The organism is Sphingomonas sp. GC_Shp_3 (genome assembly GCF_026540945.1).
Lineage (GTDB): Bacteria > Pseudomonadota > Alphaproteobacteria > Sphingomonadales > Sphingomonadaceae > Sphingomonas.
Genome location: NZ_JALNUT010000001.1, coordinates 327,425 through 351,820, shown reverse-complemented (window position 1 = coordinate 351,820; position 24,396 = coordinate 327,425). Strand labels below are relative to the sequence as shown.

At 65.3% G+C, this 24,396-nt stretch carries 18 protein-coding genes; 7 read left to right on the top strand and 11 right to left on the bottom strand.

Annotated elements, in window-relative coordinates; all coding sequences use genetic code 11:
• Positions 1-50: 50 nt before the first annotated feature.
• Positions 51-1,157 (bottom strand): aromatic ring-hydroxylating dioxygenase subunit alpha, encoded by a 1,107-nt coding sequence (locus OXR00_RS01715; RefSeq protein ID WP_267386305.1) that lies wholly within the window; start codon positions 1,155-1,157, stop codon positions 51-53.
• A 108-nt stretch (positions 1,158-1,265) separates the two neighbouring features.
• Between OXR00_RS01715 and OXR00_RS01710 the strand changes: the two genes are divergently transcribed.
• On the top strand, positions 1,266-2,222 hold the full coding sequence (locus tag OXR00_RS01710; RefSeq protein WP_267386304.1) for a LysR family transcriptional regulator: 957 nt from the start codon (positions 1,266-1,268) through the stop codon (positions 2,220-2,222).
• A 19-nt stretch (positions 2,223-2,241) separates the two neighbouring features.
• Here the strand turns inward: OXR00_RS01710 and OXR00_RS01705 are convergent, their stop codons facing one another.
• The 5 genes from OXR00_RS01705 to OXR00_RS01685 form a co-directional block, all read right to left on the bottom strand.
• Positions 2,242-3,177 (bottom strand): BadF/BadG/BcrA/BcrD ATPase family protein, encoded by a 936-nt coding sequence (locus OXR00_RS01705; RefSeq protein ID WP_267386303.1) that lies wholly within the window; start codon positions 3,175-3,177, stop codon positions 2,242-2,244.
• A complete protein-coding gene (locus OXR00_RS01700; protein WP_267386301.1) occupies positions 3,174-4,316 on the bottom strand; it encodes an SIS domain-containing protein in 1,143 nt (380 codons plus the stop codon). Before OXR00_RS01700 ends, OXR00_RS01705 begins: the two co-directional genes overlap by 4 nt.
• The gene (locus OXR00_RS01695) at positions 4,309-5,598 is read right to left on the bottom strand and encodes a D-tagatose-bisphosphate aldolase, class II, non-catalytic subunit (protein ID WP_267386300.1); all 1,290 of its coding nucleotides are present in this window, start codon (positions 5,596-5,598) and stop codon (positions 4,309-4,311) included. The genes OXR00_RS01700 and OXR00_RS01695 overlap by 8 nt, the downstream gene beginning before the upstream one ends.
• Before the next feature lie 72 nt (positions 5,599-5,670).
• The gene (locus tag OXR00_RS01690) at positions 5,671-6,585 is read right to left on the bottom strand and encodes a DMT family transporter (protein ID WP_267386299.1); all 915 of its coding nucleotides are present in this window, start codon (positions 6,583-6,585) and stop codon (positions 5,671-5,673) included.
• Positions 6,582-8,663 (bottom strand): glycoside hydrolase family 36 protein, encoded by a 2,082-nt coding sequence (locus OXR00_RS01685; RefSeq protein WP_267386298.1) that lies wholly within the window; start codon positions 8,661-8,663, stop codon positions 6,582-6,584. The genes OXR00_RS01690 and OXR00_RS01685 overlap by 4 nt, the downstream gene beginning before the upstream one ends.
• 134 nt (positions 8,664-8,797) lie before the next feature.
• Between OXR00_RS01685 and OXR00_RS01680 the strand changes: the two genes are divergently transcribed.
• Complete coding sequence (locus OXR00_RS01680) at positions 8,798-9,901, top strand: amidohydrolase family protein (RefSeq protein WP_267386297.1); 1,104 nt, start codon at positions 8,798-8,800, stop codon at positions 9,899-9,901.
• A gap of 53 nt (positions 9,902-9,954) precedes the next feature.
• Here the strand turns inward: OXR00_RS01680 and agaR are convergent, their stop codons facing one another.
• The gene (gene agaR, locus OXR00_RS01675) at positions 9,955-10,773 is read right to left on the bottom strand and encodes a transcriptional repressor AgaR (protein WP_267386296.1); all 819 of its coding nucleotides are present in this window, start codon (positions 10,771-10,773) and stop codon (positions 9,955-9,957) included.
• Positions 10,774-10,841: 68 nt separating this feature from the next.
• Entirely contained in the window at positions 10,842-12,671 is a 1,830-nt protein-coding gene (locus tag OXR00_RS01670) for an NPCBM/NEW2 domain-containing protein (protein WP_267386295.1), read from the bottom strand.
• Between the two features lie 364 nt (positions 12,672-13,035).
• Between OXR00_RS01670 and OXR00_RS01665 the strand changes: the two genes are divergently transcribed.
• The 4 genes from OXR00_RS01665 to OXR00_RS01650 all read left to right on the top strand — a co-directional run bounded on the left by OXR00_RS01665 (position 13,036) and on the right by OXR00_RS01650 (position 17,817).
• Entirely contained in the window at positions 13,036-15,951 is a 2,916-nt protein-coding gene (locus tag OXR00_RS01665; protein WP_267386294.1) for a TonB-dependent receptor, read from the top strand.
• A 158-nt stretch (positions 15,952-16,109) separates the two neighbouring features.
• A complete protein-coding gene (locus tag OXR00_RS01660) occupies positions 16,110-16,652 on the top strand; it encodes a DUF1003 domain-containing protein (RefSeq protein ID WP_267386293.1) in 543 nt (180 codons plus the stop codon).
• A 99-nt stretch (positions 16,653-16,751) separates the two neighbouring features.
• Positions 16,752-17,486 carry a Crp/Fnr family transcriptional regulator gene (locus OXR00_RS01655; protein ID WP_346731982.1) on the top strand — a complete coding sequence of 245 codons (735 nt, stop codon included), beginning with the start codon at positions 16,752-16,754 and terminating at the stop codon, positions 17,484-17,486.
• Positions 17,487-17,574: 88 nt separating this feature from the next.
• Entirely contained in the window at positions 17,575-17,817 is a 243-nt protein-coding gene (locus tag OXR00_RS01650; protein WP_242146181.1) for a hypothetical protein, read from the top strand.
• A gap of 104 nt (positions 17,818-17,921) precedes the next feature.
• On the opposite strand, the gene OXR00_RS01645 is transcribed toward OXR00_RS01650, so the two are convergent.
• Positions 17,922-19,718 carry a thiamine pyrophosphate-requiring protein gene (locus OXR00_RS01645; protein ID WP_267386290.1) on the bottom strand — a complete coding sequence of 599 codons (1,797 nt, stop codon included), beginning with the start codon at positions 19,716-19,718 and terminating at the stop codon, positions 17,922-17,924.
• A 184-nt stretch (positions 19,719-19,902) separates the two neighbouring features.
• On the opposite strand from OXR00_RS01645, the gene OXR00_RS01640 reads away from it, so the two are divergent.
• Positions 19,903-22,569 (top strand): M1 family metallopeptidase, encoded by a 2,667-nt coding sequence (locus tag OXR00_RS01640; RefSeq protein ID WP_267386289.1) that lies wholly within the window; start codon positions 19,903-19,905, stop codon positions 22,567-22,569.
• Between the two features lie 67 nt (positions 22,570-22,636).
• Here OXR00_RS01640 and pip read toward each other — a convergent pair whose 3' ends face one another.
• Positions 22,637-23,728, bottom strand: coding sequence for a prolyl aminopeptidase (gene pip, locus OXR00_RS01635; RefSeq protein ID WP_267386288.1), 1,092 nt, complete (start codon positions 23,726-23,728; stop codon positions 22,637-22,639).
• 168 nt (positions 23,729-23,896) lie between these two features.
• The gene (locus OXR00_RS01630) at positions 23,897-24,358 is read right to left on the bottom strand and encodes a hypothetical protein (RefSeq protein WP_267386287.1); all 462 of its coding nucleotides are present in this window, start codon (positions 24,356-24,358) and stop codon (positions 23,897-23,899) included.
• Between the last annotated feature and the right edge of the window lie 38 nt (positions 24,359-24,396).

Below are 24,396 nucleotides of genomic sequence, written 5' to 3'. Positions count from 1 at the left end.
GCGATAATAAACGTCATCTGATGTGTTGCCGCTCGACTGCTGCCAGTCCGTCAGGCCACCATTGCCGTCTTCACGACTGGGACGCCCTGTTCGCGCGCGATGGCACGCTCGATCGCCAATCTCGAGCGCGCACCACCGGCGTCGATGTTCAGCTTCAGCAGGCGCCGATCGGGATAGCGCGTCAGGTTACGCTGCTGCTGCTCGAGCATGTCGAGGTCTTCGCTGAAGATCTTGCCCTGTCCCGTCCGGATCGTGTCGGTGAGTGCTGCGTCCGTCACCGCGAACTGACGTGCCATCCCCCAGAAATACCAATGCGACGTCTCGGTTTCCGGCGTGATGAAGTCGACGACGATGCTTGATGCTTTCTTGGAAGGATCGGCGTGGTAGCCACCTTCTCCGGTCAGCGCCACGCCAACCTCGATCATAACGTGGCTCGGCAGATTGAAGCGGCAGATCTGCCACCGATCGACCACCGCGTCTTCCGGCAAGCCCGCGCCCCGCAACGCCATCCGCCAGAACGGTGGCGCGCTGACCTTCTCCATGAAACGGCTGGTGATGACCTCGTCGCCCTCGGTGTGTGTCTTTACCGGCGCCTCGTCGATTTCCTTCTGGCCGATGCTGCTCGCATGGACATAGGTCTCGTGGGTGAGGTCCATCAGATTGTCGATCATCAGCCGATAATCGCATGCGATGTGGTAGCGGCCGCCCCCGTAAGCCCATGCGTCGCTCTCCCCCCAAGCAAGATCTGGTAGCGCACTCGGGCTGGCTTGCGCCTGATCGCCCGGCCACACCCACACGAAGCCATAGCGCTCGATCACGGCAAAGGCGCTGACCGGGGGGAAGTTCTTGACGCGCTGCCCCGGCATGCTTTCGACGGCGCCTCGACAGTCGACCGCGAGGCCGTGGTAGCCGCAAACCAGCGTCTCCCCGCGAACGAAGCCCAACGACAGCGGCGCGCCGCGATGCGGGCAAAAATCCTCGAACGCGACGGGTGCGCCCCCCGCCGGGCGGTAGAACACCATGCGGACGCCGCAGATCTGACGCGCAAACGGTGTCGTGCCGATCTCGTCCGAGCTTGCCGCGACATACCAGCTATTCCGTGGCCAGCCCGGCGTGACCGTGCTTCCATCGTGGCGCTGATGCTGAGACGCTTCCATAATCCATCTCCAACGGCTCGCGGCCGCTCTTGTTTTCGCTCCCGACCATATCACAGCCAACATCATCACCGCTGCATATTTGCCAAATAGCTGGTATAAGCTGCGGAAATGGCGCCGCTCGATCTCAACCTGTTGCGCGTTCTCGACGCGCTGTACGCTCATGCCAACGTTTCGGCGGCGGGGCGTGCGCTTGGCCTAACGCAGCCGGGCGTTAGCCTCGCGCTGCGTCGCCTACGGCAGCACTTCGGTGACGAGCTTTTCGTGCGGCAGGGCGGTGTGATGGCGCCGACCGCCTTTGCTGAACAGTTGCGGGAGCCGGTGACGCGCACCATCGCGACCATCCGCTCGGACATCGTGTCGGTGGCAGTGTTCGACCCGGCTCGCGCCAAGCGCCGGATCGCGATCGGCTTGTCCGATCTGGGCGATCTGGTGTTCCTGCCCGACCTGATCGCGGTGCTGCGAGTGAAGGCGCCCGGCATCACGATCCGTTCGGTCGCAGCCGAGCCGGTCGATCTTTTGCGCGGGCTTGCGGACGGCACGATCGACCTTGCGATCGGCCACCTCATCGACCCCAACACGGCGGGGCATTACGAACAGACGCTGTTCGAGCAACCCTTCGTCTGCCTCGTTCGGCCTGACCATCCGACGATCGCCGACGACCTCTCGCTAGACCAGTATCTCGCGGCCGATCATGTCGTCGTGACGCAGGAGGGCAGAAGCCAAGAACGCTACGAACACCGCGTTCGGGAACTCGGGCTGGAACGTCGGATCACGTTGCTCTCGCCTCACTTCATGAGCGTACCACTGCTGGTGGCGCGATCGGACATGTTAACGGTCGTGCCGCTTGCGGTGGGCCAGATCTACGTGCGGCTGCTCGGCTTGCGCACGCTGCCCGTTCCATTCGATGTTCCGGCGGTGGAGTTGAAGCAGTTCTGGCATCGCCGCGCGCATACGGATCCGGCCGTGGCGTGGCTGCGAAAGGAGGTCGCGGACCTGTTCCTCGGAAAGGATCCGACCCAGAGCCGCCAATCGCCCTTCTGGGCCGAATTTCTGGATCCGCTCTGAGCCGCGACCCGGCACCGCTTTAGCGCGTGGCAGAGCGCCCGAGCAGCGCCGCATACAATGCGGCCCCCATCCCAGGATCATGACGCGGCGCGACCAGTTCGTACGGGGCGAGTTTCTGCAAGGTACGCAGGAACGGCTCTCGCACCGCATCCAGTTTGGTCAGGATGCTGCCGGACCACGACAGCAGCACCGTCTCATCCTGCCCGAACGCCAGTTGCCGCCGCAGAGCCTGCGCGATGCCCGCAAGTTCCGTAGCCGCCTGCTCAAGGATGGCGGCCGCTTCCCAATCGCCCTGCTCCGCCGCCCGCGATACGATCGGCGCGAGTGCGGCGATCTCGTCGCGGGCCATACCGCGCTCACCCATCACCCGTGCGCAAATGTCGAGGTCCGTACTCAGATCGAGCGCGTCGATAAACCCTTGCCTGAGCGGCCCGATCGGCAGTCGCCCGTCGCTCATCCGCGTGAAGACGTTGAGCCCCCGCAGCGCGATCCAATAGGCCGACCCCTCGTCGCTGAACACCTCTCCCCATCCGCCAGCGCGCGCCTTGCGGCCCTGCCGCTCACCGTAGCCGATCGACCCCGTTCCCGCGACCAGATTGATTCCGTCCGCACACGCCAGCGACCCTGCCCAGCCGCATACCATATCGTTGTCGCATTGGTAGCGGTCATGCCCCAACAAACGCCCGCACGCGGCGTCGAGCAGCGGATCGATCCGCGCGTCCTCGCCAAACGCCGGCAAACCGAAGAACGCGTAACCAAGGTCGCTGCAGGACACCGCTAGTTGCGCACACACCGCACCGATACCTTGGGACAGCCGCGCCACCGCTCCATCCAGCCCGACTTGCAAATGATAGGTGGTGCCGGTCAGCGCCCGCGCCACCACTTGCCCGCTATCGTCGATGGCGACGAACTCGGTCTTGGTACCGCCGCCATCCACACCAAGGTAGAACGTCATGCGGTTGGCGTATGGATGCGCACGCCTTGTACGACGCGGTTGACAGTGCCGCTGGCGTTGGGCTGATCCGGCGTACGACCGAGCCGCAACGAGCAATGCAGGCCGTAAAGCTGTGCAAACGTGATGTACGGGAACAGCAGGTCGGCATCGGCCAGGTCAGCCGCGTTCTCGACCAGCAGCGTCTCGCCGCTGGTGTCTTGCGCGGCGATCACCACCACTGCGCCGCAGCGGCCATCGCCACGCAGTTCCTCGATGATGTCGAGGTCGTAGAGGCGGGTCAGCGGATCGTTCGACACGAACACCACCACCAGCGTGCGCGGCGTCACGATCGTCTTGGGACCGTGGCGGAAGCCGAGCGAGGAGTCGAACGCGGTCGGGATCGTGCCATCGGTGAGTTCGAGCAGCTTCAGCGCGGCTTCGCGGGCGAGACCCTGGAACACACCGCTGCCCAAATACACGACACGCTCGAAATCCGCGCCGGCAAGTGTTGCCGCCTCGACATCGGACCGGCCGAGCATCGCCTCGACGGCGCTGGCGATCGCCTCGACGCGAGCGGGCATCGTACCCCGCCCGGTGAAGATCGACAAGGCCGACAGCATCATGGCGCTAAAGCTCGACGTCATCGCGAAGGCTCGGTCGTGCGTCTCCTCGGGCAGCAGCACGACGTGGTTGTTGCCGGTGACGCGGCGCGACAGCGCGCCGTCCGCGTTGCAGGTGATGATGAGGTGGTGGACCGACGCCACGCGCGCGTCGGCGAGTTCCACGGCGGCGATGCTCTCCGGGCTGTTGCCGGAGCGGCCGAACGATACCATCAGGGTCGTGCGATCGGCCGCGAGGTACAGGTGCGGCGCGCTGACGATGTCGGTGGTCGCCACCGCCTCGACCGGCCGGCCGAGCGTCGCCGACAGCCACGGTGCGAGGCATTCGCCGATAAAGGCGGACGTGCCCGCACCGCATAGCATGATGCGGAGGTCGGGCCGTGCGAGCAGCGGACCTAAAAAGCCGTCGATCTCGGCATGAGAGGCGTCGAGGATCGCTTGCGTCGCGCGTAGCGTAGCGGGCTGCTGGAGGATTTCGCGCCGCGTCCAGCTATCGTCGCTCGTAGCCGACTGGTCGAGCGCGAGGTTGGTATCAAGCATTGGGATTGCAGGCTCCGTAATAGGCGTCGAGCGTCGCACCGATGTGCGCGACGATCAGGTCGATGGGGTCGAGCGTCGCGATACCGGCGCGAACCGCTGCGTAAGCGACCGGCAAATACTGGCTGAGCAGCGGCAATGGCGGAGTATGCGCGCGCAAATTGTCGAACAGCCGAGCCTGCGCTTCACTGATCTCCGCGTCCGGCCAATAATAACGGATGCGGTCGCTCAGCGAGTATTGCAGTTGCAGTTCGAGGGCGTCGCCGCTCTCGTGATAATATTTCCGCCAGTTGCCCGGCTCCGCCTGCATCCGGGCAATAGCGGTGGCACGCAGGTTGGCGCGCTGCTCCGCCGGCACGGTCTCGCGTTCGATTGCATCGAGCGCCCACAGCGCCTCACGCAGCGCGAAGGTCACGCCGGGGCCGACCTTCAGGATGGCGAAATGGTCGCGCACCAACGCGGCGAGTGCGTCGGCAGTCTGGTAATCGGTCGAGTGCGCCTCAAAGACGATATGATCGACCGGGACGATAGCCTCGCTGAGCGCGGTGGCGGCGGCGGGATCATAATCGACCACCTTCATGTGATCGAACTCGACGCCGGGCTGGACGACGGTGGCGATCACGCGTTCCCACGCGTCCTTCAAACCGGCTTCGGCGAACAGGCTGCGGTGCATGTCGAGCGTGGCGAGCGCAGCCTCCGGTGTCGTCACGGCGAGCGTGTCGAGGTCTTCCGCGGCGCCGCCAGGTACGGGGACTTCTGTGCCGATGACGTAGACCGGTGCATCGGCGGGATCGCCCGAATAGGCATCCTCCGCCACGCGGCACAGGCGCGCGGCGCGTTCGGCGACGGTGCGTTCCGGCAGCGGCGTCGGGTCACCTTCACAGGACATCGAACAGTCGAGGTGAATCTTCGCGAAACCGGCACGCACGTAATCACCGATCATGATCTCCGCCTTGGCCATCGCGGCATCTGCCGGCAGGCTGGTCCAGGCGTTGGGACCGAGATGGTCACCGCCAAGCACGAGACGGTCTCGAGGGTAGCCGATCCGGTCTGCGATGCCCTCCACGAACGCGCGGAAGTCGGCCGGAACCATGCCGGTATAGCCGCCATCCTGATTGACCTGATTGGATGTCGCCTCGATCAGCACGAAGCGCGCATCGCGTCGCAGCGCGTGAACAAAGGTCGCCTCGATCACAAGCGGATGCGCCGAGCACACCGAGGTGATGCCCACCGTCCTGCCACGTTTGTGATCGGCGACGAGGTTTCGAATCGTCTCCACCGACATTCTCCTTTGACGGCTTGCTACAAGCTATCACGCTATAACGCTATAACGCAATGTAATGATGCGAAACGAAACCTATATGGCCGCAGTGACAGCCGTATCGTCTTTCGTGTCAGGTTCGACCGCGAGCAACAGCGACGCGATGACGGCAAGCACGATGCCGACCAGTTTCACCGGGCCGGGCATGACACCCAGCGCAACCAGCGAGATGATCGCGGTGGCGAGCGGTGCGCCCGCGTTGGTGAGTGGCGCGACGATGATCGCCTTGCCGTAGCGGAAGGCGAACACCAGCGTCAGCGCACCGATCGCGTTCAACACCTGGATCACCGCCGCGAGGCCGGGTCCATCCGCGCCGTAGTTGATCGGGCGGCTGAAATCGGTGAGCGACAGCGCCACCGGCACCAGCGCCAGCCCCGTCGCCGTCATGTAGAAAAAGATGCTCTCGCCCGACATGATCGTGTTGGCGGCCTTCATGAAATAGGCCTGCAAGCCCCAGCACAGCATCACGATCAGCGCGAGGATCAGCCAGCCGCCGCCCTGCGCATCGCCACCGGGCGCGAAATCGAACGTCGGCAGCGCGAGCAGCGCGAGCAGGATGCCGACCGCTCCAAGCCGGCCGGTGCGCTCCCCCATGAACAGGAACGACAGCGCGATGGTGACGACCGGCGACAGCGAGATGACCGGGAAGATCAGATAGGCCGGCCCACGCGTCACCGCGTAGAACAACACCATCTGCCCCCCTGCCCCAAGCGCACCGACCGCGACGCCGTACGCGATGGCGCGCGGGTTCAGGTCGAGCTTCCACTTGGCGAGCGCGAGCACCACCAGCGCGGGCGGGATCATCGTTAGCGCCCACACGCAATAGACCAAAGTTTCGGGGAAGCCGTGCTGCGGCGACAGACCGGAAAATGCGCCCCAGATGCCCCACAGCACCACCGTTGCCATCGCGTTGAGCAGCCACGCGCGGCCGCCGGGAGAGGTTGCGGTCATGCGGTGGCCTTTCCGTCGAGGGGCGTGGTGTCGAGCACGAGGAAATGCTCGAACGTGGCGGGCAAGGTCGCCTCCGGGCCTGAGACGGTGCCGAGCGGTTGCCCGGTGAAACTGTCCGTCACGCGGTGGCGGCCCGGCGGCAGACCGCGCAGGGTAACCGCGCCGGCCCAGCGATCCGCGTAAAAGGCGTAATGCATGCGCCCGTCCTTGCGGATCGCGTGGCCCTCGGGCTTGTCGAAGCCGATGTCGTACAGTCCGCCGAGATATTCGCCCTTGGAGAGCATGTTGACACGGTACAAAGCGATCCACTTGCGCCACAGCGCCTCTTTCGCCGGGTTCAGCACGATGCCGCCCGGCGGCAGCGGATCGGTGGTGTTGACCGGATCGTGCGGCCAGGTGAACTTGGTCGAGGGGATCGCGCCGATGCCGTAATGCGAGGCGAAGTCGTTGTGGCGATCGCTCAGTTCGACATGATCGCCCGCAAACGGCGCGGACGGCCCCATCATCGCCTTGAACGTCTTGCCCTTCAGGCGGATCTGCCATGACGACGTCGGATCGGACGCGGGCGTGTGGTTCATGCCGGGGATGTTGTGGAACGCGAAGGAGTCGCCGCACGGGCAGATTTCCATCACCGCGTTTGGATTGATCGAGATCGCCTCGTCGTACAGCGCCTTCCAGAAATCCTGGAGCTTCTCGTACGATTCCTCCGGCCGCTTGTGGTTGTGCGCGGGGTTGTAGCAGGGCGCAACACCGTTGAGATGCTGGCCATCAAGCTTTAACCCCTCGAAACCCCACCCGAGGATGCGGCGGATTTGCCCGCGGAAATAGTCGACCACCGGCGGATAGGCCGGGCACAGCGTAAACGCGTCCCAGAAGCTGACGTTCTGCGCCGCGCCGTCCTTGTCGAGCAGCAGCATGTCAGCGTGATCGCGGAGCAGATCGGTGCCGGGATCGGCGGCGAGTGGCGCCAGCCACAGGCGCGGGCGCATGCCGCCCGCCTTGATCGCGGACGCGAAGGCTTTCATGTCGGCCTCGCCGTGCGGGAACTTGGCCGGGTTGAGCTTCCAGTCGCCTTCGGAGGTCTGCCAGCCGTCGTCGAGCACCGCCCATTCCAGACCGATCTCCTTCGCCTTGCCCATCGCCGTCAGCACTTCGGCGATCTTGAAGTCGCGGCCATAGCCCCAGGCGCACCACACCGGTGCATAGCTCGGCTCGGGGATGGCGGGCGCGGCGATGCCACGGGTCGCCATCAACCGGCGATAGGCATCGAGGGCACGGAAATGATCGCCGTCGTGCACCATGAGGAACACCGGCGGCAGGGTCAGCGTGCCGCCGGGCCGCAGCACCGTCGCCTCGTCACCCGCAATGGCGATGCGCGTTCCGGTCGGCTGGCCGGCGACCGGCAGCGAGACGAGGCGCGGCACGACATCGACGTGGCCGACAGCGATGCCGGCATCGCGTCGCCACACCACCGCGACAGGCGTGCCGCCGCCGTAATCCGACGCGTTCATGCCCATGAAGTTACGCTGCCCGGTGCCCGGGCGGATCGGCTGCACCCAGTCTCGGCGATCGGGGTAGGACGCACCGGAGAAGCTCCATGCGCCATCAGGATGCGCGAGCAGATCGTGCGTCGCGGCCTGCCAGCCATTGACGGCGAGCGGCGCCGTGCCGGTATTGCGATAGCGGATGTCGAGCAGCGCGAGGCCGGGGTAGGCCTTGAGAAACGTCACCGACACGCGCTTCTCGATGCCGCCCCCGGCGGTACCGCGCAGGTGATGGGCCTGGCCACCGGGCACCGTTTCCTGCGTCTGTTCGACCAGCAGGAAACGATCGACGATGCGCTGGTCGCCGAGGCGGATTGCCTCTCCCGGCTCCATCGCGGTCAGCGCCTTACCCGCTTTTGATATGAGCGAGTGCATGCCCGAATCGAATTCGATGGTCAGCACGCTGTCCGACAGCGAGACGACCGGCGCCTGTTTGATGGCGACGCGCGCGGCGGCGGGGCCGGCGATCAAGGCGGCCGCGGCGCCCGACAATTTGGCGAGCGCGCTTCGGCGGGACAGATGAGGGTATGACACGGACTAACCTCTCAGGAACGCCGCTTCATCTCTGGCGAGCGGCTTCGTACACAAGATGTGCCCGAAGGTTATGGCTTGCGCAAATCAAAACGCAACATAGGATGCATTTCGTTACGTTTCGTTTGGAGAGAATAATGCGTGTATCAACGATGTTGACGCCGCTGGCGGCGATCATGCTTGCCGGCGCCGCGCCGGCGCAAACCACCTATAGCGAGGCTGATTTCACGCGCGTTGCCAAGCTTGATGCGCATGTCCACGCCAATCGCGACGCGCCCGACTTCCTCGCTATCGCCCGTAAAGATGGGTTCGAACTGCTGTCGATCAATGTCGACTATCCCGATTTCCCGCCGCTGCCGGTGCAGGCGCGGATTGCGTACAAGATGCACGCCGCCGATCCCAAGCGCTTCCACTTCGCCACCACCTTCTCGATGGACGGGTTCGGCGGCAAGGGCTGGACCGCGCAGGCGACGCGTCAGATCGACGATGGCTTCGCGCATGGCGCGGTGGCGGTGAAGGTGTGGAAGAACATCGGCATGATCGCCAAGGATACCGCGGGCAAGCGCGTGTTCCTCGACGATCCGCGCTTCGATCCGATCATGGCGCACATCCAGGCCAAGGGCGTACCGCTGATCGCGCATCAGGCCGAGCCGAAGAACTGCTGGCTGCCGCTCGACCAGATGACCACCGACAATGATCGCACCTACTTCAGCGAACACCCCGAATATTACATGTACAAGCACCCCGAGGAGCCGGGCTACGAACAGTTGATGGCGGTGCGCGACCGGTTCGTGGCGCGCCACCCGAAGCTCGCCTTCGACGGCGCGCATCTGGCGAGTTTGGAGTGGAGCGTCGACCGGATCGCCAAGTTCCTCGACAGCTATCCCAATGCGGTCGTCGATCTCGCCGCGCGGATGAGCCAGGTGCAGGTCCAGTCCAACCAGAACCATGCCAAGGTGCGCGACTTCTTCATCAAGTATCAGGACCGGCTGATGTACGGAACCGATCTGACCGACAGCCCGCCCGACCCCAAGGCGCGCGCGCAGAACCCGCCGACCACCGGCAACTTCAGCAAGGAAGCGGACGATATGTGGCGTTCGGATTGGCGCTATCTCGCCACGCCGCTGTCGCAGCCGATCGCGGCGATCAAGGCGGACGCGCCGGGCCTCGCGCTGCCGCGCGCGGTGATCGACAAGATCTATTATACCAACGCGCGCCGGTTCTTTCACCTCAAGGGGTGAGCGCGCGATCCTGCCGGGCGAACGCGCCCGGCAGGGTCAGGGCCGACGCGCGCTTACGCCTCGTGGACCTTGAAGCCGAGCCGCTGCGACGCGGCGTGGATCTCCGCAGGTACATTCTTGTCGGCGATGAGGTGGTGGATATCGTCGATCTTGACGATGCGGTGCAGGCAGACGCGGCCGAACTTCGACACGTCCGTCACCGCAATCACCTCACGCGCGGCTTCGACCATCTTGCGGTTGAGCAGCGCCTCCGGCTCATAATGCGTGGTGATGCCACATTCGATGTCGAACCCGTCGACACCGAGGAACAGCTTGTCGACACGCAGGTTCTCCAGCGCCGCCACCGTCTGCGCGCCGTAGAATGCCCGGTTCTTGCGGCGCAACATACCGCCGAGCATGACGATGTTGAGCCGCTCCTTGGTGGCCAGCACCGACAGGATGTCGAGATCGTTGGTGAGGACGGTGATATCCTCGTCATCGGGCAGGAAGTGCGCGATCTGCAGCGCCGTAGTGCCCGAATCGAGCACGATCGATTCGCCGGGGCGCACCATCGCCGCCGCGAGCTTGCCGATCCGCATCTTCTCGTCGGCGTGGCTGGAGCGCTTGACCTCGACCGCCGGCTCGGCAGTGACATTGACCGCGTCGGCGCTGATCGCGCCACCATAGGAGCGCTCCATCACGCCGCGCGTTTCCAGATACCGCAGGTCCTTGCGGATCGTCTGCATCGATACGCCGAAGCGCTGAGCGAGCGGCGCGACCTGCACGCTGCCGCGTTCGCGGACCATCGTGCTGATGCGCAGCCGCCGTTCACTGGTGTCGCGGACCATGCCGCCGTCCTCCTTGGTCACGTCCGTCTTTCCGCCCATCGGCATCGCGCCGCTTGTCCCTCTATGTCGCGCCGTCGTTCCCGGGGGAAGCGGCTTCGTTGCTGCAAATGCTTTCAGCGGCGCAAGGCTGCATTGCCCCAACCGATCATCGGCGGCCGGCCCGTACCGCCACTTGCGGCGACCGCGACGAGTTCGACGATTTTCGCACCCGCCACGTTCGCATCGATCGGCTGCGGTGGTTGTGTCGGCGTGACCGAAACCTCCCGTACCAGCTTGCGATCCGCATAAACGCGGAAGCGTACCGGCCGCTTGCTCCCGAGCACCACCGGAATGGCGACGAAGCGGCGGAAGTCGCCACCCGCGCGCAGCTCGATCCGGGAATTTGCGAACAGGCCGATTCCGTGCGCGAACGCCTTCCCCGCAGCCACGAGCGGCGTACCGTCCGGCGCAGTAGCGATGCGGGCGGGGAACTTCCCCATCGCCAACGCAGTCTCAGGCGTGAGACCGTCGGCGGCGATGTTCACGCGCGCCGGCATCTCGTCGAGGAACGTCGTGGATGGATCGGCAGGCGTGCCGGCAAGGCGCAACAGCACGGAGCCGTGCGCGGGCAGCGTTGCGGTGATCGTGTCGGTAGCAGGCTCACGGTCTGCCCTCGCCCACACATCGCGAACGGTGGCGCTGCTGCCGGGCGCGAAGCCGAGTTGCGCCCACGTGACGCGCGCCGTCACCGGCTGCGCACCGCGATTGAGCAACGCAACCGCGCGCTGGCCAGTACCGGAGAGCGTCCGCACCACCGTCATCGCATCGCCGTCGCGGTACGGCACGCCCTGATTGCCAGCGGCGTCCTGATCGATCGCGATCATCTCGGTATTGCCGACCAGATCGAGCAGCACGGGCGGGGCATTCCGCAGATCGAACCCGAGCAGCAGCGGCGCCGCGGCGATCGCCCACATCGTGACGTGGCTGCGTGCCTCGGTCAGGTGATGCACGTCGAAATCGCCGTGACCGACCGCGAGCATATCGGGATCGTTCCAGTGGCCAGGGCCAGCATAGAGCGCGCCGTCGACCACGCTGTCGAAATTGCCGAGCATGCTTTTCCACGTGAACTCGACATCGGGGCTGGTGCGCCACAGATTGCCCCGCACATGCCCCCAGATCGGCGACAGCGCTTCGCCCCAGGCGCAGATCGACAGCGTGGCCGCGTCCCCGCCGAAGCGGTGCGCCGCCTCGCCCAGCGTCGCGTAGAGCGCCTCGACCGCGCGCGGATCCGACTTGGGAATGTCGCCGCGCACGATCATCGGTGCGAACGCCTGATAGTTGCCGGACGTGACCGGAGGATCGGCGGGCGTGTAGTCCGCCACCCCGCAGGCATCGATCTTCACATAGTCGAATTTCCAGTCGGCGAACATGGTGCGCATGTCCTGCTCGGCATGGCCGAAGCTGCCGACCTGCCGTTCGGCGATGGTTCCTTCCGGCAGATTGGGGCTGTCGGCGTCCCATCGCTGCGCACAGGTGTTGCGGCCGATGTCGGTGTATAGACCCGCCTTCAGACCGAGGCCGTGCAGGAAGCCGGTGAACGGCAGGAAGGAGCCGGTATCGCTGCCCGTCTTGCTCGACGGGAACATGCTGTCGCGGATACGCAGGCGGCCGTCCGGCAGGCGCTTCAGCGCCCAGCCGTCGTCGATGTTGACGTAGGTGTAACCCTTGGCGGCGAGCCCGGTGGTGACCAGCGCCTGCGCCGATGCGCGGACCTTTGCCTCATCGACATCGGTTCGAAACGCATTCCACGGGTTCCAGCCCATCGGCGGCGTTTGCGCGGCTCGGCTCGGGTAGACGGAGAAGCGGCCCGATGGTTCGAGCGGGGCCACCTGCGCCATCGCCGGTTGTGCCGTGATGGTGACCGAAAGCGCGATCGCGGCGCGAATATGTCGCGTTCTCGGCAATGTGTGCGCCATATTCACGATGTTCCTGTCGGCTACGAAGCTATTTTGGAAGGCAAACGCGTGAAGTGCGGAGGCGACCGGCGATATTGCGCCCGCTACGGATCGCACGCGAACGCGAATCGATGGTGACGATGCTATCAGCGATTTGGTGGTAGCGCTACATAACGAAGCTATAGGCATTTATCGAGCTCCCCGCCGACGATGCCAAGCGGGCTAACGCAGCACTGTAACCGTTCAGCAACACCTTGCACGTTTCGTTTTAAAGCGTTTGACAACTTTGTTTCGTGCGCGTTAGCAAAGCGCAACAAAGCGATCGTCTGAATTAGAGTTCCGGCGGTTGTATCGCGAAATGGGAGGACGGAACATGGGCAACGCGAAAACGTGGCGGAATGTGGTTTGCACGGGTATCAGCTTCACGGCGCTGATCGCAGGATCGCAGGCGATCGCGCAGACTGCGCCGACGACCGAGCAGCAAGGCCCGGTGGCGGGCGCGCCGACCGATCAGGTCAACCTCGGCTCCACCATTCAGTCCGGCCCCGGTGGCACGAGCGACGCCACCAGCGGCGACGCCACCGCGACGCAGGCGGCCGCGGGCGGACCCGACATCGTGGTGCGCGGCGTGCGTGGCAGCTTGCTGCGCTCGATCGATACCAAGCGTGATGCCTCCACCATCGTCGATGCGATCTCGGCCGAAGAGCTCGGCAAGTTCCCCAACCGCAACGTCGCGGAAGCGCTCTCCAACATTCCCGGCGTGACGGTGGGTCGTGATGGGCGCGGCGAGGGCCGCAGCGTGACGGTGCGCGGTCTTGGCGAGAACTTCGCGCTCACCACCCTAAACGGCCGCGTGCTGCCGACCGACGGCCCCGACCGTTCGTTCGCGTTCGACGTGCTCCCGTCCGAAGTCATTTCCGGTGCGGAGATCCAGAAGGCGGCGCAGGCGTCGCAGCTCGAAGGCAGCGTCGGCGGCAATATCGACCTGCGCACCGCGCGGCCGTTCGATCACAAGGGCTTCCACGCCGCCGGCTCGCTGGAGGGCCAGTACAACCAGTTCGCGGAGAAGGGCGGCATCAAGGCGTCGGGCGTGGTCAGCACCACCTTCGCCAACGATACGATGGGCTTCCTGATCTCGGGCACGTACAACAAGTACAAGTTCCGCACCGACAACCTCGGCGAATATTCCAGCAACGACGTGTACGACATCGTCACCGGCCCCGGCGGCCAGCGCAGCGTCATCAACGCGCCGGGTGGTGCGGGCGGCGTGATCGAGCCGTATTTCTACAGCGTCGGCTACGTGCTGGGCGAGCGCCAGCGCTGGGGTGGATCGAGCGCATATCAGTGGAAGCCATCCGATCGCTTCGAGCTGCGCGTCGACGGCATCTACAGCAACTATACCGATACCGAACACAACCACCGCGTCTCGGTCGGGCTAACCCCGTTCGATAACGACGGCAACGTGCGCTACGATCTTAACAACGTGCAGATCGACAAGAACAAGGTTCTCACCAACTACACCGTCAACGATGCGACGATCGACGTGCTGTCCACCGACGAGCCGCGCAACTCGATCACCTATCAGCTTGGCGGCCATATCGACTGGAAGGCGACCGACCGTCTGACCGTCAACGCCGACGTAGCGTATGGCAAGGCCACCAACAACACTGGCGGGCAGGATCGCTTCGTTGTGGCGGGCATTCCGGGATCGCGCGCGCAGGTCGCAACGCGCAGCAACGGCCTGCCCGATCTGATCCTCACCATCCCCAATGCCGATGGCACCGTCACCAACCGCACGCTCGACCAGGCCGGCAATGACGACCTGCGCGCGCATTACATCGGCATCCAGGGCCAGAACATCGCCGACCGTAGCACCGCCGCCAAACTCGACCTGCTGTACGACGCGGACAACGGCCTGCTCCGCTCGATCGCGTTCGGTGGCGCGTATAGCGACCGCAAGAAGACGGTCGACGTGATCGACAACCAGTACACCACCGCCAACAATTTCGGCGGCTATCCGTTCGCCTTCTCGCAGATCGGCGCGAACGTGGTGCAGCCGCCGGAGTTCACCAACATCCTGCCCAACCTGACGGGCAACTTCCCGCGCTCGATCCCCGCGTTCGACATCAACACCTATCTGTCGTCGCTACAGAAGGCGGAGAACAACCCGAACGTCATCAATCCCAACACCGGCCAGCCATACCCGACCGGTTATGCCACGCAGCAGGTCGTGCCGGATCAGCTCGCATCCTATGCGATCACTGAGAAGACGTGGAATGCCTACGCGCAGATCAACGTCGGCGGTGACCGGTGGAAGGGCGACTTCGGCCTGCGCTATGTCAACACCACGGTGAACTCGCTGGGCTATGGCACCACCGTGCGCAGCTATCAGGTGGTCGGCGTCGGCACCGCCAACGTGGTGTTCAACCCGATCGCGCCGATCACCGGCGGCGGCAGCTACCAGCGGCTGCTCCCTTCGGCGAACTTCTCCTACGATATCGCGCATGGCTTCCGCGTCCGTCTCGCCGCATCGCAGGCGATTTCGCGGCCGACCTTCGGGCAGTTGTCCTCCGCCAAGGATTATTCGGCGGCGCAGTCCAACACGCCGGTGGTCACGGATGCGGGCAACCCGAACCTGAAGCCGGTGTCGGCGGATCAGGCGGACATCTCGCTCGAATATTATCCGAACCGCACCATCGCGCTGACGCTGGCGGGCTTCTACAAGCACCTCACCAATTTCGTGACGACGCGCGCGGTGCCGTTCACGCTGACGCCGACCAACCAGGTGGCGGGTGCCCCGGCGAACTTCCCGTTCACCGAGCTGACCTATGTCAACGGCGACAGCGCGACCGTTTACGGCATCGAGGCGGGCGCCCAGTATTTCCTGGAGAATGGTCTCGGCTTCCAGGCCAACGCGACCTACAACCGCTCGCGCGCCAAGAGCGAGGGCTTCCCGACCACCGACTTGCAGGATGCGGTGCCGTTCTCGGCCAACGCCAAGATCTTCTACGAAAAGCATGGCATCAACGCATCGGTATCGTACCAGTATCAGTCTAGCTTCACCTCGTCGCAATACAGCTACATCAACACGCTGGCGATCAAGCAGCGGCCCTATCACGAACTGGCGAGCAGCATTTCGTACGATATCCTGCCGCAACTGACCGTGTACGTGCAGGGCTCCAACCTGCTCGACAGCGCAACGCAACGCTATTCGACCTATAATAACGTACCGGCGTTCTACGAATACACCGGTCGCGCGTTCTTCTTCGGCGTGCGCGCGCGCCTCTGATCCGTCTGCCCCTCCCCAGCCCCGCCCGCCCGCGCATCCCCATGCGGGCGGGCGGCAACGATCTTCACGGCTATTGCGACGCCAAGGCAACGTTGCCTTGCGAGATGGGTTAAAGCCCAGGACGGCGCCTGCGCCACCCTTCGCAAGGACTTCAGCCCGTGTCAGACGCGTCGCTCACCCATTCACCACCGGCGCCAGCAGGCCTCACCTCCGTGCTGGAACGCAACATGCATCGCATGGAAGAACGGCGCGCGAATGAGGAGCGCCACGCCACGGTGTCCGAGCGGGTTTCGGATGCGATCACGCGGTTCGCGGGCAGCATGACGTTCGTCATTATCCATGCGCTTGCCTATGGCGCGTGGATTGCGGTCAACCTCGGGACGGTACCGGGGGTAAAGCCGTTCGACCCGAGTTTCGTGGTGCTGGCGATGGAGGCGAGCGTCGAGGCGATCTTTCTTTCCACCTTCGTCCTCATCAGCCAGAACCGCATGATGGGCGCAGCCGCCAAGCAGGCCGATCTCGACCTTCAGATCAACCTGCTTGCCGAACATGAATTGACCCGTCTCGTAACGCTGGTCGATGCGATCGCGCGCAAGATGGAGGTCAACGTGCTGCCCGATGCGGAAGTCGCCGAAATAAAGCAGGACGTTTCGCCCGAAGCGGTGCTGGACGGGCTGGAGCACGACGCGCCGCGCAACTGATCTCGCTGCGGCATAGATCCGGAAGCACCAGCATATCGATACAGATCAGACCGCGAAACCATCCGGCGGTATGTCCGTTTGAACGCGGACCCCTGGGAGATGCGGATGTCGAACTCTGCGGCACATCTGGACAAGTTCGTTTCGAAACTGAACGCGCTCAATATGCTGACAGCAGAGGAGGTCGCCGCTATACAGGCGCTACCGTTGCGCGTGCAGTCGGTCCGGGCGCGGACCTCTGTAGTTACAGAGGGTCAGCTAGTCTCGGAATGCTGTGTCCTGGTCGAAGGGTTTGCCTGCCGTCACAAATTGGCAAACGACGGCGGCCGGCAGATCGTCTCGTTCCATATCCCCGGCGATATCCTCGATGTTCAGCACCTGCTGTTCAATCGTGCCGATCACAACGTGCAGACGATCACCGACGCGACGCTGGCGTTCGTGCCGATGGACGCGATGCGTCAATTGACCGACGATCGGCCGGAGATCGCCCGTGCCTTGTGGCGGGACTGCCTGGTCGAAGCATCGGTGTTCCGCGAGTGGGTGCTCAACGTCGGACGGCGTAGCGCGAAGACCCGCATCGCCCACATGCTGTGCGAGTTCGCGGCGCGAGCGGAGGCCGCCGGCATCGGATCACCCGCACACTTCTCGTTGCCGATGACGCAGGAGGATATCGCCGACGCGACCGGGCTGACGGCCGTGCACGTCAACCGCATGTTGCGCGAATTACGCGAGGAACGCGTGATCGAGCGCGAGGGCCGGCAGATCCGGATCGCCGATTGGCCGAGAATGAAGCGGATCGCCGACTTTTCACCTGCTTATCTGCACATCGCAGCTTGAACAGGTCTTCTCGAGGAGAGCGTTCCCGGCGCAAGGCTGGGGCTAAATTTCACGTCCGTAGACACGGCATACCGGCTGAGAGATGAGAATGGCTCGCTATTACATGAATCTCCACGAATGCGGGGTGGTGACGGAAGACCTCGAGGGCGTCGATCTTCCGGACGCCAGCGCCGCTGCGGCGAACGCGATGATTGCAGCCCGCGACGTGATGGCCGGCGAGGTAAAGAGCGGCGCGTTGTGCCTGTCCTGCAAGATCGTCGTGCTGGATAAAGACGGGCATCAGGTCGCCGAAGTGTACTTCCGCGACGCGCTGAACGTCAGCGGCCTATAGCACCTTGGCAGGGGCCGAGTGGCCTCGGATATGGGGGGACCCGATAGATGATGCGGTGCCGGTCCGCCGGATGACCGGTCCGTCTTGCCCCCCCCTGTTAGCCCTCACCCTCCTTTGCCGGGCAGCACCTCGCGCACGAGTTGCCGTGCGGTTTCCGCCATTACGTGCACCGCACCCTCGTCGCCCTTCATGATCGAGGACATGAAGGTCTTGGCCTGCTCGAATGTGAGATGCGGCGGGAACGGCGCGACCTCCGGATCGGTCTTCACCTCCAGCACGACCGGCCGATCCGACGCCAGCGCCTGCGCCCATGCGTCCGCAAGCGCCTCGGGCGTGTCGACGTAGATACCCCGCAACCCGATCGACTCCGCGAACTTCGCATAGGGCACGTCGGGCAGATCCTGCGTGGTGGCGAAGCGCGGGTTGCCCTCCATCACGCGCTGCTCCCACGTCACCTCGTTGAGGTCCTGATTGTTGAACACGCACACGACGAAGCGCGGGTCGGCCCAGCGCTGCCAGTATTTCTGCACGGTGATGAGTTCGGCCATGTTGTTCATCTGCATCGCGCCATCGCCGACCAGCGCGACGACTGGGCGCGTCGGATGTGCGAACTTCGCCGCGATCGCATAGGGCACCGCCGCCCCCATCGAGGCGAGCCCGCCGGACAGTGAGCTGCGCTGGCCCTTCTTGACCGCATAATCCCGCGCATACCAGTTGGCGCACGACCCCGAATCCGACGTGACGATCGCGTTGCCAGGCAGCAGCGGCGACATTTCCCAGACGACGCGCTGCGGGTTGACCGGGTTGGCGTCCGCCATCGCACGCGCCTCCAGCGTCTTCCACCAGTCGCGCACGCCAGCGGCGATGCCGTCCTGCCAGCCGCGATCCGTCTTGCGCTCCAGCAACGGCAGCAGCGCCTCCAGCGTTTCCAGCGCATCGCCGTGGAGGTTGACGTCGACCGGGTAACGGAGGCCGAGCATCGCGGGGTCGATATCGATCTGCACCGCCTGCACCGCGCCGTCCTTGGGCAGGAACTCCGACCACGGGAAGCCGGTGCCGATCATCAGCAATGTGTCGCAATCCGCCATCATGTCGGAGGACGGCTTGGTGCCGAGCAGGCCAATCGCACCGGTCACGAACGGCAGGTCGTCGGGCAGCACGTCCTTGCCGAGCAGCGCCTTCGCCACGCCCGCACCAAGCGTCTCCGCCACCTCAACCACCGCATCCGCCGCCTCGCGCGCGCCGGCGCCGATCAGGATCGCCACCTTCTTACCGGCGTTGAGGATGTCTGCGGCGCGTTGCAGGTCGGCGGGATAGGGCACGACGCGCGGCGCGGTGTAGCCGGTGCCAGAGCGGGTGAAGCCGTGCGCCTGCTTCGGCTCTTCCCACGGCAGGTCCTGCACATCCTTGGGCAGGATCAGCACAGTCACGCCATTGCGCGCCTTCGCGATCCGCAAGCCCCGGTCGACGAGGTGGCGGACCTGCGCGGGGACGCTCGCCTCCTGCACGAAGTTCGCGACGTCCGCAAACATGCGATCGAGGTTCAGTTCCTGCTGGTAGCTGGCGCCGCGCACCGACGCTTCCGCCTGGCCGGCGATCGCGAGGACCGGCACGTGATCGCTCTTGGCGTCGTACAGCCCGGTGATGAGGTGGGTCGCGCCAGGGCCGCCGGTCGATAGGCAGACGCCGAGTTCGCCGGTGAACTTGGCATGCGCGGTGGCCATGAACGCCGCCATCTCCTCGTGCCGGACCTGGATGAAGTCGATCCCCTCACCCGCCTTCTCGGCGCGTTGCAGCGCGCCCAGCACACCGTTGATGCCGTCGCCGGAATAGCCGAAGATCCGGGTCACGCCCCAATCCTTCAGCCGTTGTACGAAGAAGTCGCTGGTCATCTCGGTCATGTGGTTTTCCTGGCGTGCTGCGATTTGGACGGTGGAAGGCTGGCCGGTCTCAGGTACCGGGCGCTGCCCCTACAACCCTGCGTGCCGTCGGGCGTTCCAAGCCGCCGGACGAGGCGCCCGAGGCACGCGATTCCTTAGCCGACATGACTTGCGCGGCACCCGGCGCGCTCATATCCAGTGGCCGATGAACCACCTTGCAAAAACCTTGATGCGAACCGTCGCGCTTGCGGCGATCTCCCTGTCCATGCCGTCGGCCATCGCGCTCGCCGCACCGACGCAAGCGGTGCCGGAGGGCATCCTGCCCGACGCCGCGACGCCGAGCGCCTACCGGCTCGACCTCGTGGTGCAGCCCGACCAGGATCGCTTCTCCGGTCATGTCGAGATCGACGTGACGCTGAAGGCGCCGACCAGCAGCCTGTACCTGCATGGCCGCGAGCTTCACGTCGCCAGTGTCAAGGCGCGCGGCGGCGCGGTGCAGACGACCGCCACGTACACGCAGGTCGATCCGCTCGGCGTGGCGCGGGTGGACTTCGCCAAGCCGCTTCCGGCCGGCAAGGCGACCCTGGTTTTCGACTATGACGCACCGTTCGGTGCCGGTCCCGCCGGCCTGTATCACGTCAAGGTCGGCGACCAATGGTATGCCTGGACCCAGTTCGAGTCGACCGATGCGCGCGCCGCCTATCCGAGCTTCGACCAGCCCGGCTACAAGACGCCGTTCACCGTATCGCTGACCACCCGCCCCGGCCTGACCGTCTACAGCAACGCGCCGGAAACCGGCAGCACGCCGTCTGCCGCCGGGGGAACTGCCGCGATGGTGACGCATCGCTTCGCACCGACCAAGCCGCTGCCTACGTATCTCGTCGCGTTCGGCGTCGGGCCGTTCGCGAGCGTGAGCGGAACCGCCGCGCCGACGCCGGAGCGCGCCACGCCCATGGCCGTGCGCGTGATCGGCACGCAGCCCAACAAGGACCAGATGGACTTCGCGCTCCAGAATACCGGGCCGATCGTCGGCCTGCTGGAACGCTATTTCGGGCGCCCCTTCCCGTTCCCCAAGCTCGACCAGATCGGCTCGCCGGTGATGCCCGGCGCGATGGAGAACGCCGGCGCCGACACTTATGGCGACAGCCTGCTGTTCCTGAACAAGGGCGCTTCGACCCGCCAGAAGCAGGCGTTCGGCATGGTCGTCGCGCACGAACTCGCGCATCAGTGGTTCGGCGATCTCGTCACCCCCGCCTGGTGGGACGACATCTGGCTGAACGAAAGCTTCGCCAACTGGATGGGTTACCGCATCGGCAACGAGTGGCGGCCTGATCTCAAGATCGGCGTCGGCGCAATCGACGAAGCGTTCCGCGCGATGAACATCGACGCACTGAAAGCCGGCCGTCCGATCCACCAGCCGATCGTCAACAGCGGCGAGATCGACAGCGCGTTCGACGCGGTGACCTATGGCAAGGGTGGGCAGGTCGTCGCGATGATCGCCTCCTATCTTGGCGACGAGAAATTCAAGGCGGGCGTGCGGTTGCACCTGAACCGCCACGCCTACGGCAACGCATCGACCGAACAGTTCTTCGCCTCGCTGGCGGAAGCCGCACACGATCCGCGCGTGCTGACTGCGATGAAGAGTTTCGTCGACCAGCAGGGCGTACCCGTCGTCCATGTCGCGCGCGGTGCCAACGGCGCGCTGACGCTGCAACAGTCGCGCTACGCGATGCTCGGCAGCACGCTTGCGCCCGAGCGCTGGTCGATCCCGTTCTGCTACCGGATCGGTACCGCGCGCAATTGTACGCTGCTGACCGACGCGTCCGCGACCATCCCGACGGCCGGAGCAGGCGCGATCATGCCCAACGCCGGCGGCACCGGCTATTATCGCTTCTCGATGGCCGACCCGGACTGGCGCGCGCTGATCGCGACGTCACCGACGCTCGCGCCGGGCGAGGCGCTGGCGACGATCGACAGCCTGTGGGCGGGCTACCGCGCGGGTGAGGTGTCTCCGGCGCTGCTCGTCGCCGCTGCCAAGGCGATGATGGCGAACCCGTACTCCGGCGCGGCGACCGCAGGCGGCCACCGCCTGGCCGAGTTGCGCGCGCACGGCATGGTGCCGGACGCCGCGCTGCCCGCGTATCGTAAGCTGATGGCGAGCCTCTATGCGCCGACGCTCGCGCGGCTCGGCTTCAGCCCGAAGGCAGGCGCCTATTTGAGCGAAGACCCCGACCAGCAGAGATTGCGTTCGGAGACGGTCGCGCTGCTCAGCGGCGAAGCGATGGACTCCGCCGTGCGTAGCCAGCTTTCCGCTGCCGCGACCGGCTACCTTGGCGGCGACAAGACCGCACTCGATCAGTCTTTGTACGAGCCGGCGTTCGGCGCGTACCTCGACAGCGGCGGCGAAACCGCGCTTGCAAAACTGTTCGCACAGGCGGCGACCAGCGACGATACATTGTTCCGCGACGCTGCGATCCGGGCGCTCGGCGGCACCGGCGATGTCGGGACCGGCACTTGGCTGATCGCGCACCTCGACGATGCGCGCTTGCGCCCGAGCGACCGGCTCAGCCTGCTGCGCGGCATGACCAGTGAGCCGGCCACGCGCGATCGCGCGTTCGACTGGCTCGTCAGCAATTACGACATGTTCGTGAAGGGCAACGGCATCTTCACCGCGTCCTCGCTGCCGGCGATGGGTACCGGCTTTTGCTCGGTCGAGAAGGCGGCGATGATCGAGACGGCGATGCGGCCCAAGGTCGACCAGTACAAGCGCGGCGGCCTGTCGCTGGATCGCACGGTCGAGCAAGTCCACGACTGCGGCGTGCTGAAGCAGGCCCGTGGCAGCGAGCTGACCACCGCGCTGATGGCGGGATAAGCGGACGATCACCCGCTTCGCGAGCGGCGTCCTGGCATCCCGGTGGCGCTGCTCGCGAGGGAGCCAGTCACGCGATCGGCGCGAGCCCGTCCATGATCGCGGTGAGCGCCAGCGCGGTTTGCAGTTCCATCGCGCTGTGACCGGCGTTGGTCCTGACATACGTTACCGGCGTCGCCCCCACATCCGCAAACGCTTCGATCAGCCGCGAGGACTGCGTCAACGGGCAGACCTGATCGAAGCGCCCGTGGACGATGTGGATCGGCAGGTGCGCGATGCGACTGACGTTGCCGAGGATGTAATCGGGTTCGAGGAACAGGTGATTGGCGAAAAAATGCGCCTCGATCTGCGCGAAAGAGAGCGCGAACTCGGCATAGCCGTATTTGCCGGGGTCATCGTCCTGCGGGATCATGTTCGAGATCCTGCCTTCCCAGACCGACCAGGCCAGCGCCGCGCGAAGCTGGTGCGCACGGTCCTCGTCGCTGGTCGGAACCGCGTCGAAGACCGCTTTGTAGGCGTGCATCATGTCGGTACGCGCATGCGGCGGGATGACCTCGACGAACGCGCGCCACTCATCGGGATAGGCCACGTAGCTGCCCGGTGCGGTCAATGCGAACGGCGCCTCGGCAAAGGTCGCGGCGTTGCCCTGGTACATGTACTCGAGGTCTTGCCGAGCGCCAATGAAGATGCCGCGCAGCACCAGCGATGCGACGTTGTGCCGATGCCGGATCGCATAGACCAGCGCGAGCGTGCTGCCCCAGCTGCCGCCGAATACATGCATCGGCCCGGCGATGCCGAGCGCGTCGCGAAGCGCGTTGATATCGTCGACGAGATGATCGGTGGTGTTGCGGACCAGCGCGACGTCCGGCCCGGCCTGCGCGACGGTCGGCTCGCTCCTGCCGCAGCCGCGCTGATCGAACAGGATCACGCGGTACCGCTGCGGATCGAAGAACCGCGACATCACCGGCGAGCACGCACCCCCCGGGCCGCCATGGAGGAACATCACCGGTTCGCCCGCCGGGTTGCCGTATTCCTCCCAGTAGAGCCGATGGTCGGGTGTCCGATCGACCTGAAGATACCCGCTGCGGTTCGCCAGCCGCTGGGGGTATTTCCAGGCGTCGCCGACGGTGCTGGCGTGCTGAAGTGCCGAGAAATCGATCATGTCCGTGGTCCTCGTCTCGCCCGCTCGACCGGGTGCGGCATCGCTCGTATTGTCATCGTGACAACCGCTGTCAAAGACAACAGTCGTGGAGCATAACCGGAGTGCGGGCGCGCAGCGCAGCTCCGGCTTTACAGGATGAGCTTGCGGCGAGTTTGTCAGCGGGGCCGATCAGCCCGCCGGCCCATCCCGCAAGTCGGGAAACAGCCGCTCGATTTCACCCTGAAGATCGCTCGCGCCGTGGAGCAGTTCGTAATGGTCCAGCAGCGCCTTCACCAGCCGCGCCCGGTGCGGACCGATACCCGGCAGCGTCTCGATCCCCGGCAGGTCGGCGTCGTCCAGCCGATCCGCCAGATCGCCGAGTGTGCGGTAGCCTGCGTCGATAAGGCACCGGCGCAGCCCCGCCGGCAGCACCGAACGGCTGACCAATAGGTCTCGGTCGGTCGCGTTCGGCATCGTTGCCCGCAGCCGCGTCCGCCCGGCCTTTTCGCGCTTCAACGATCGGCGGACAAGGCCGAGCTGTGCGGAGGAAAGCTGCAACCGGCGGCCGATCTGCCGATACGACAGACCCTCCGCACGCAACCTGCGCGCTTCCGCGATATTCGCGGCAGCGTGCTGCGACTGGCTCAGCACGCGCGGCCACCCCTGCCACCACGACGATCAGCCGACAT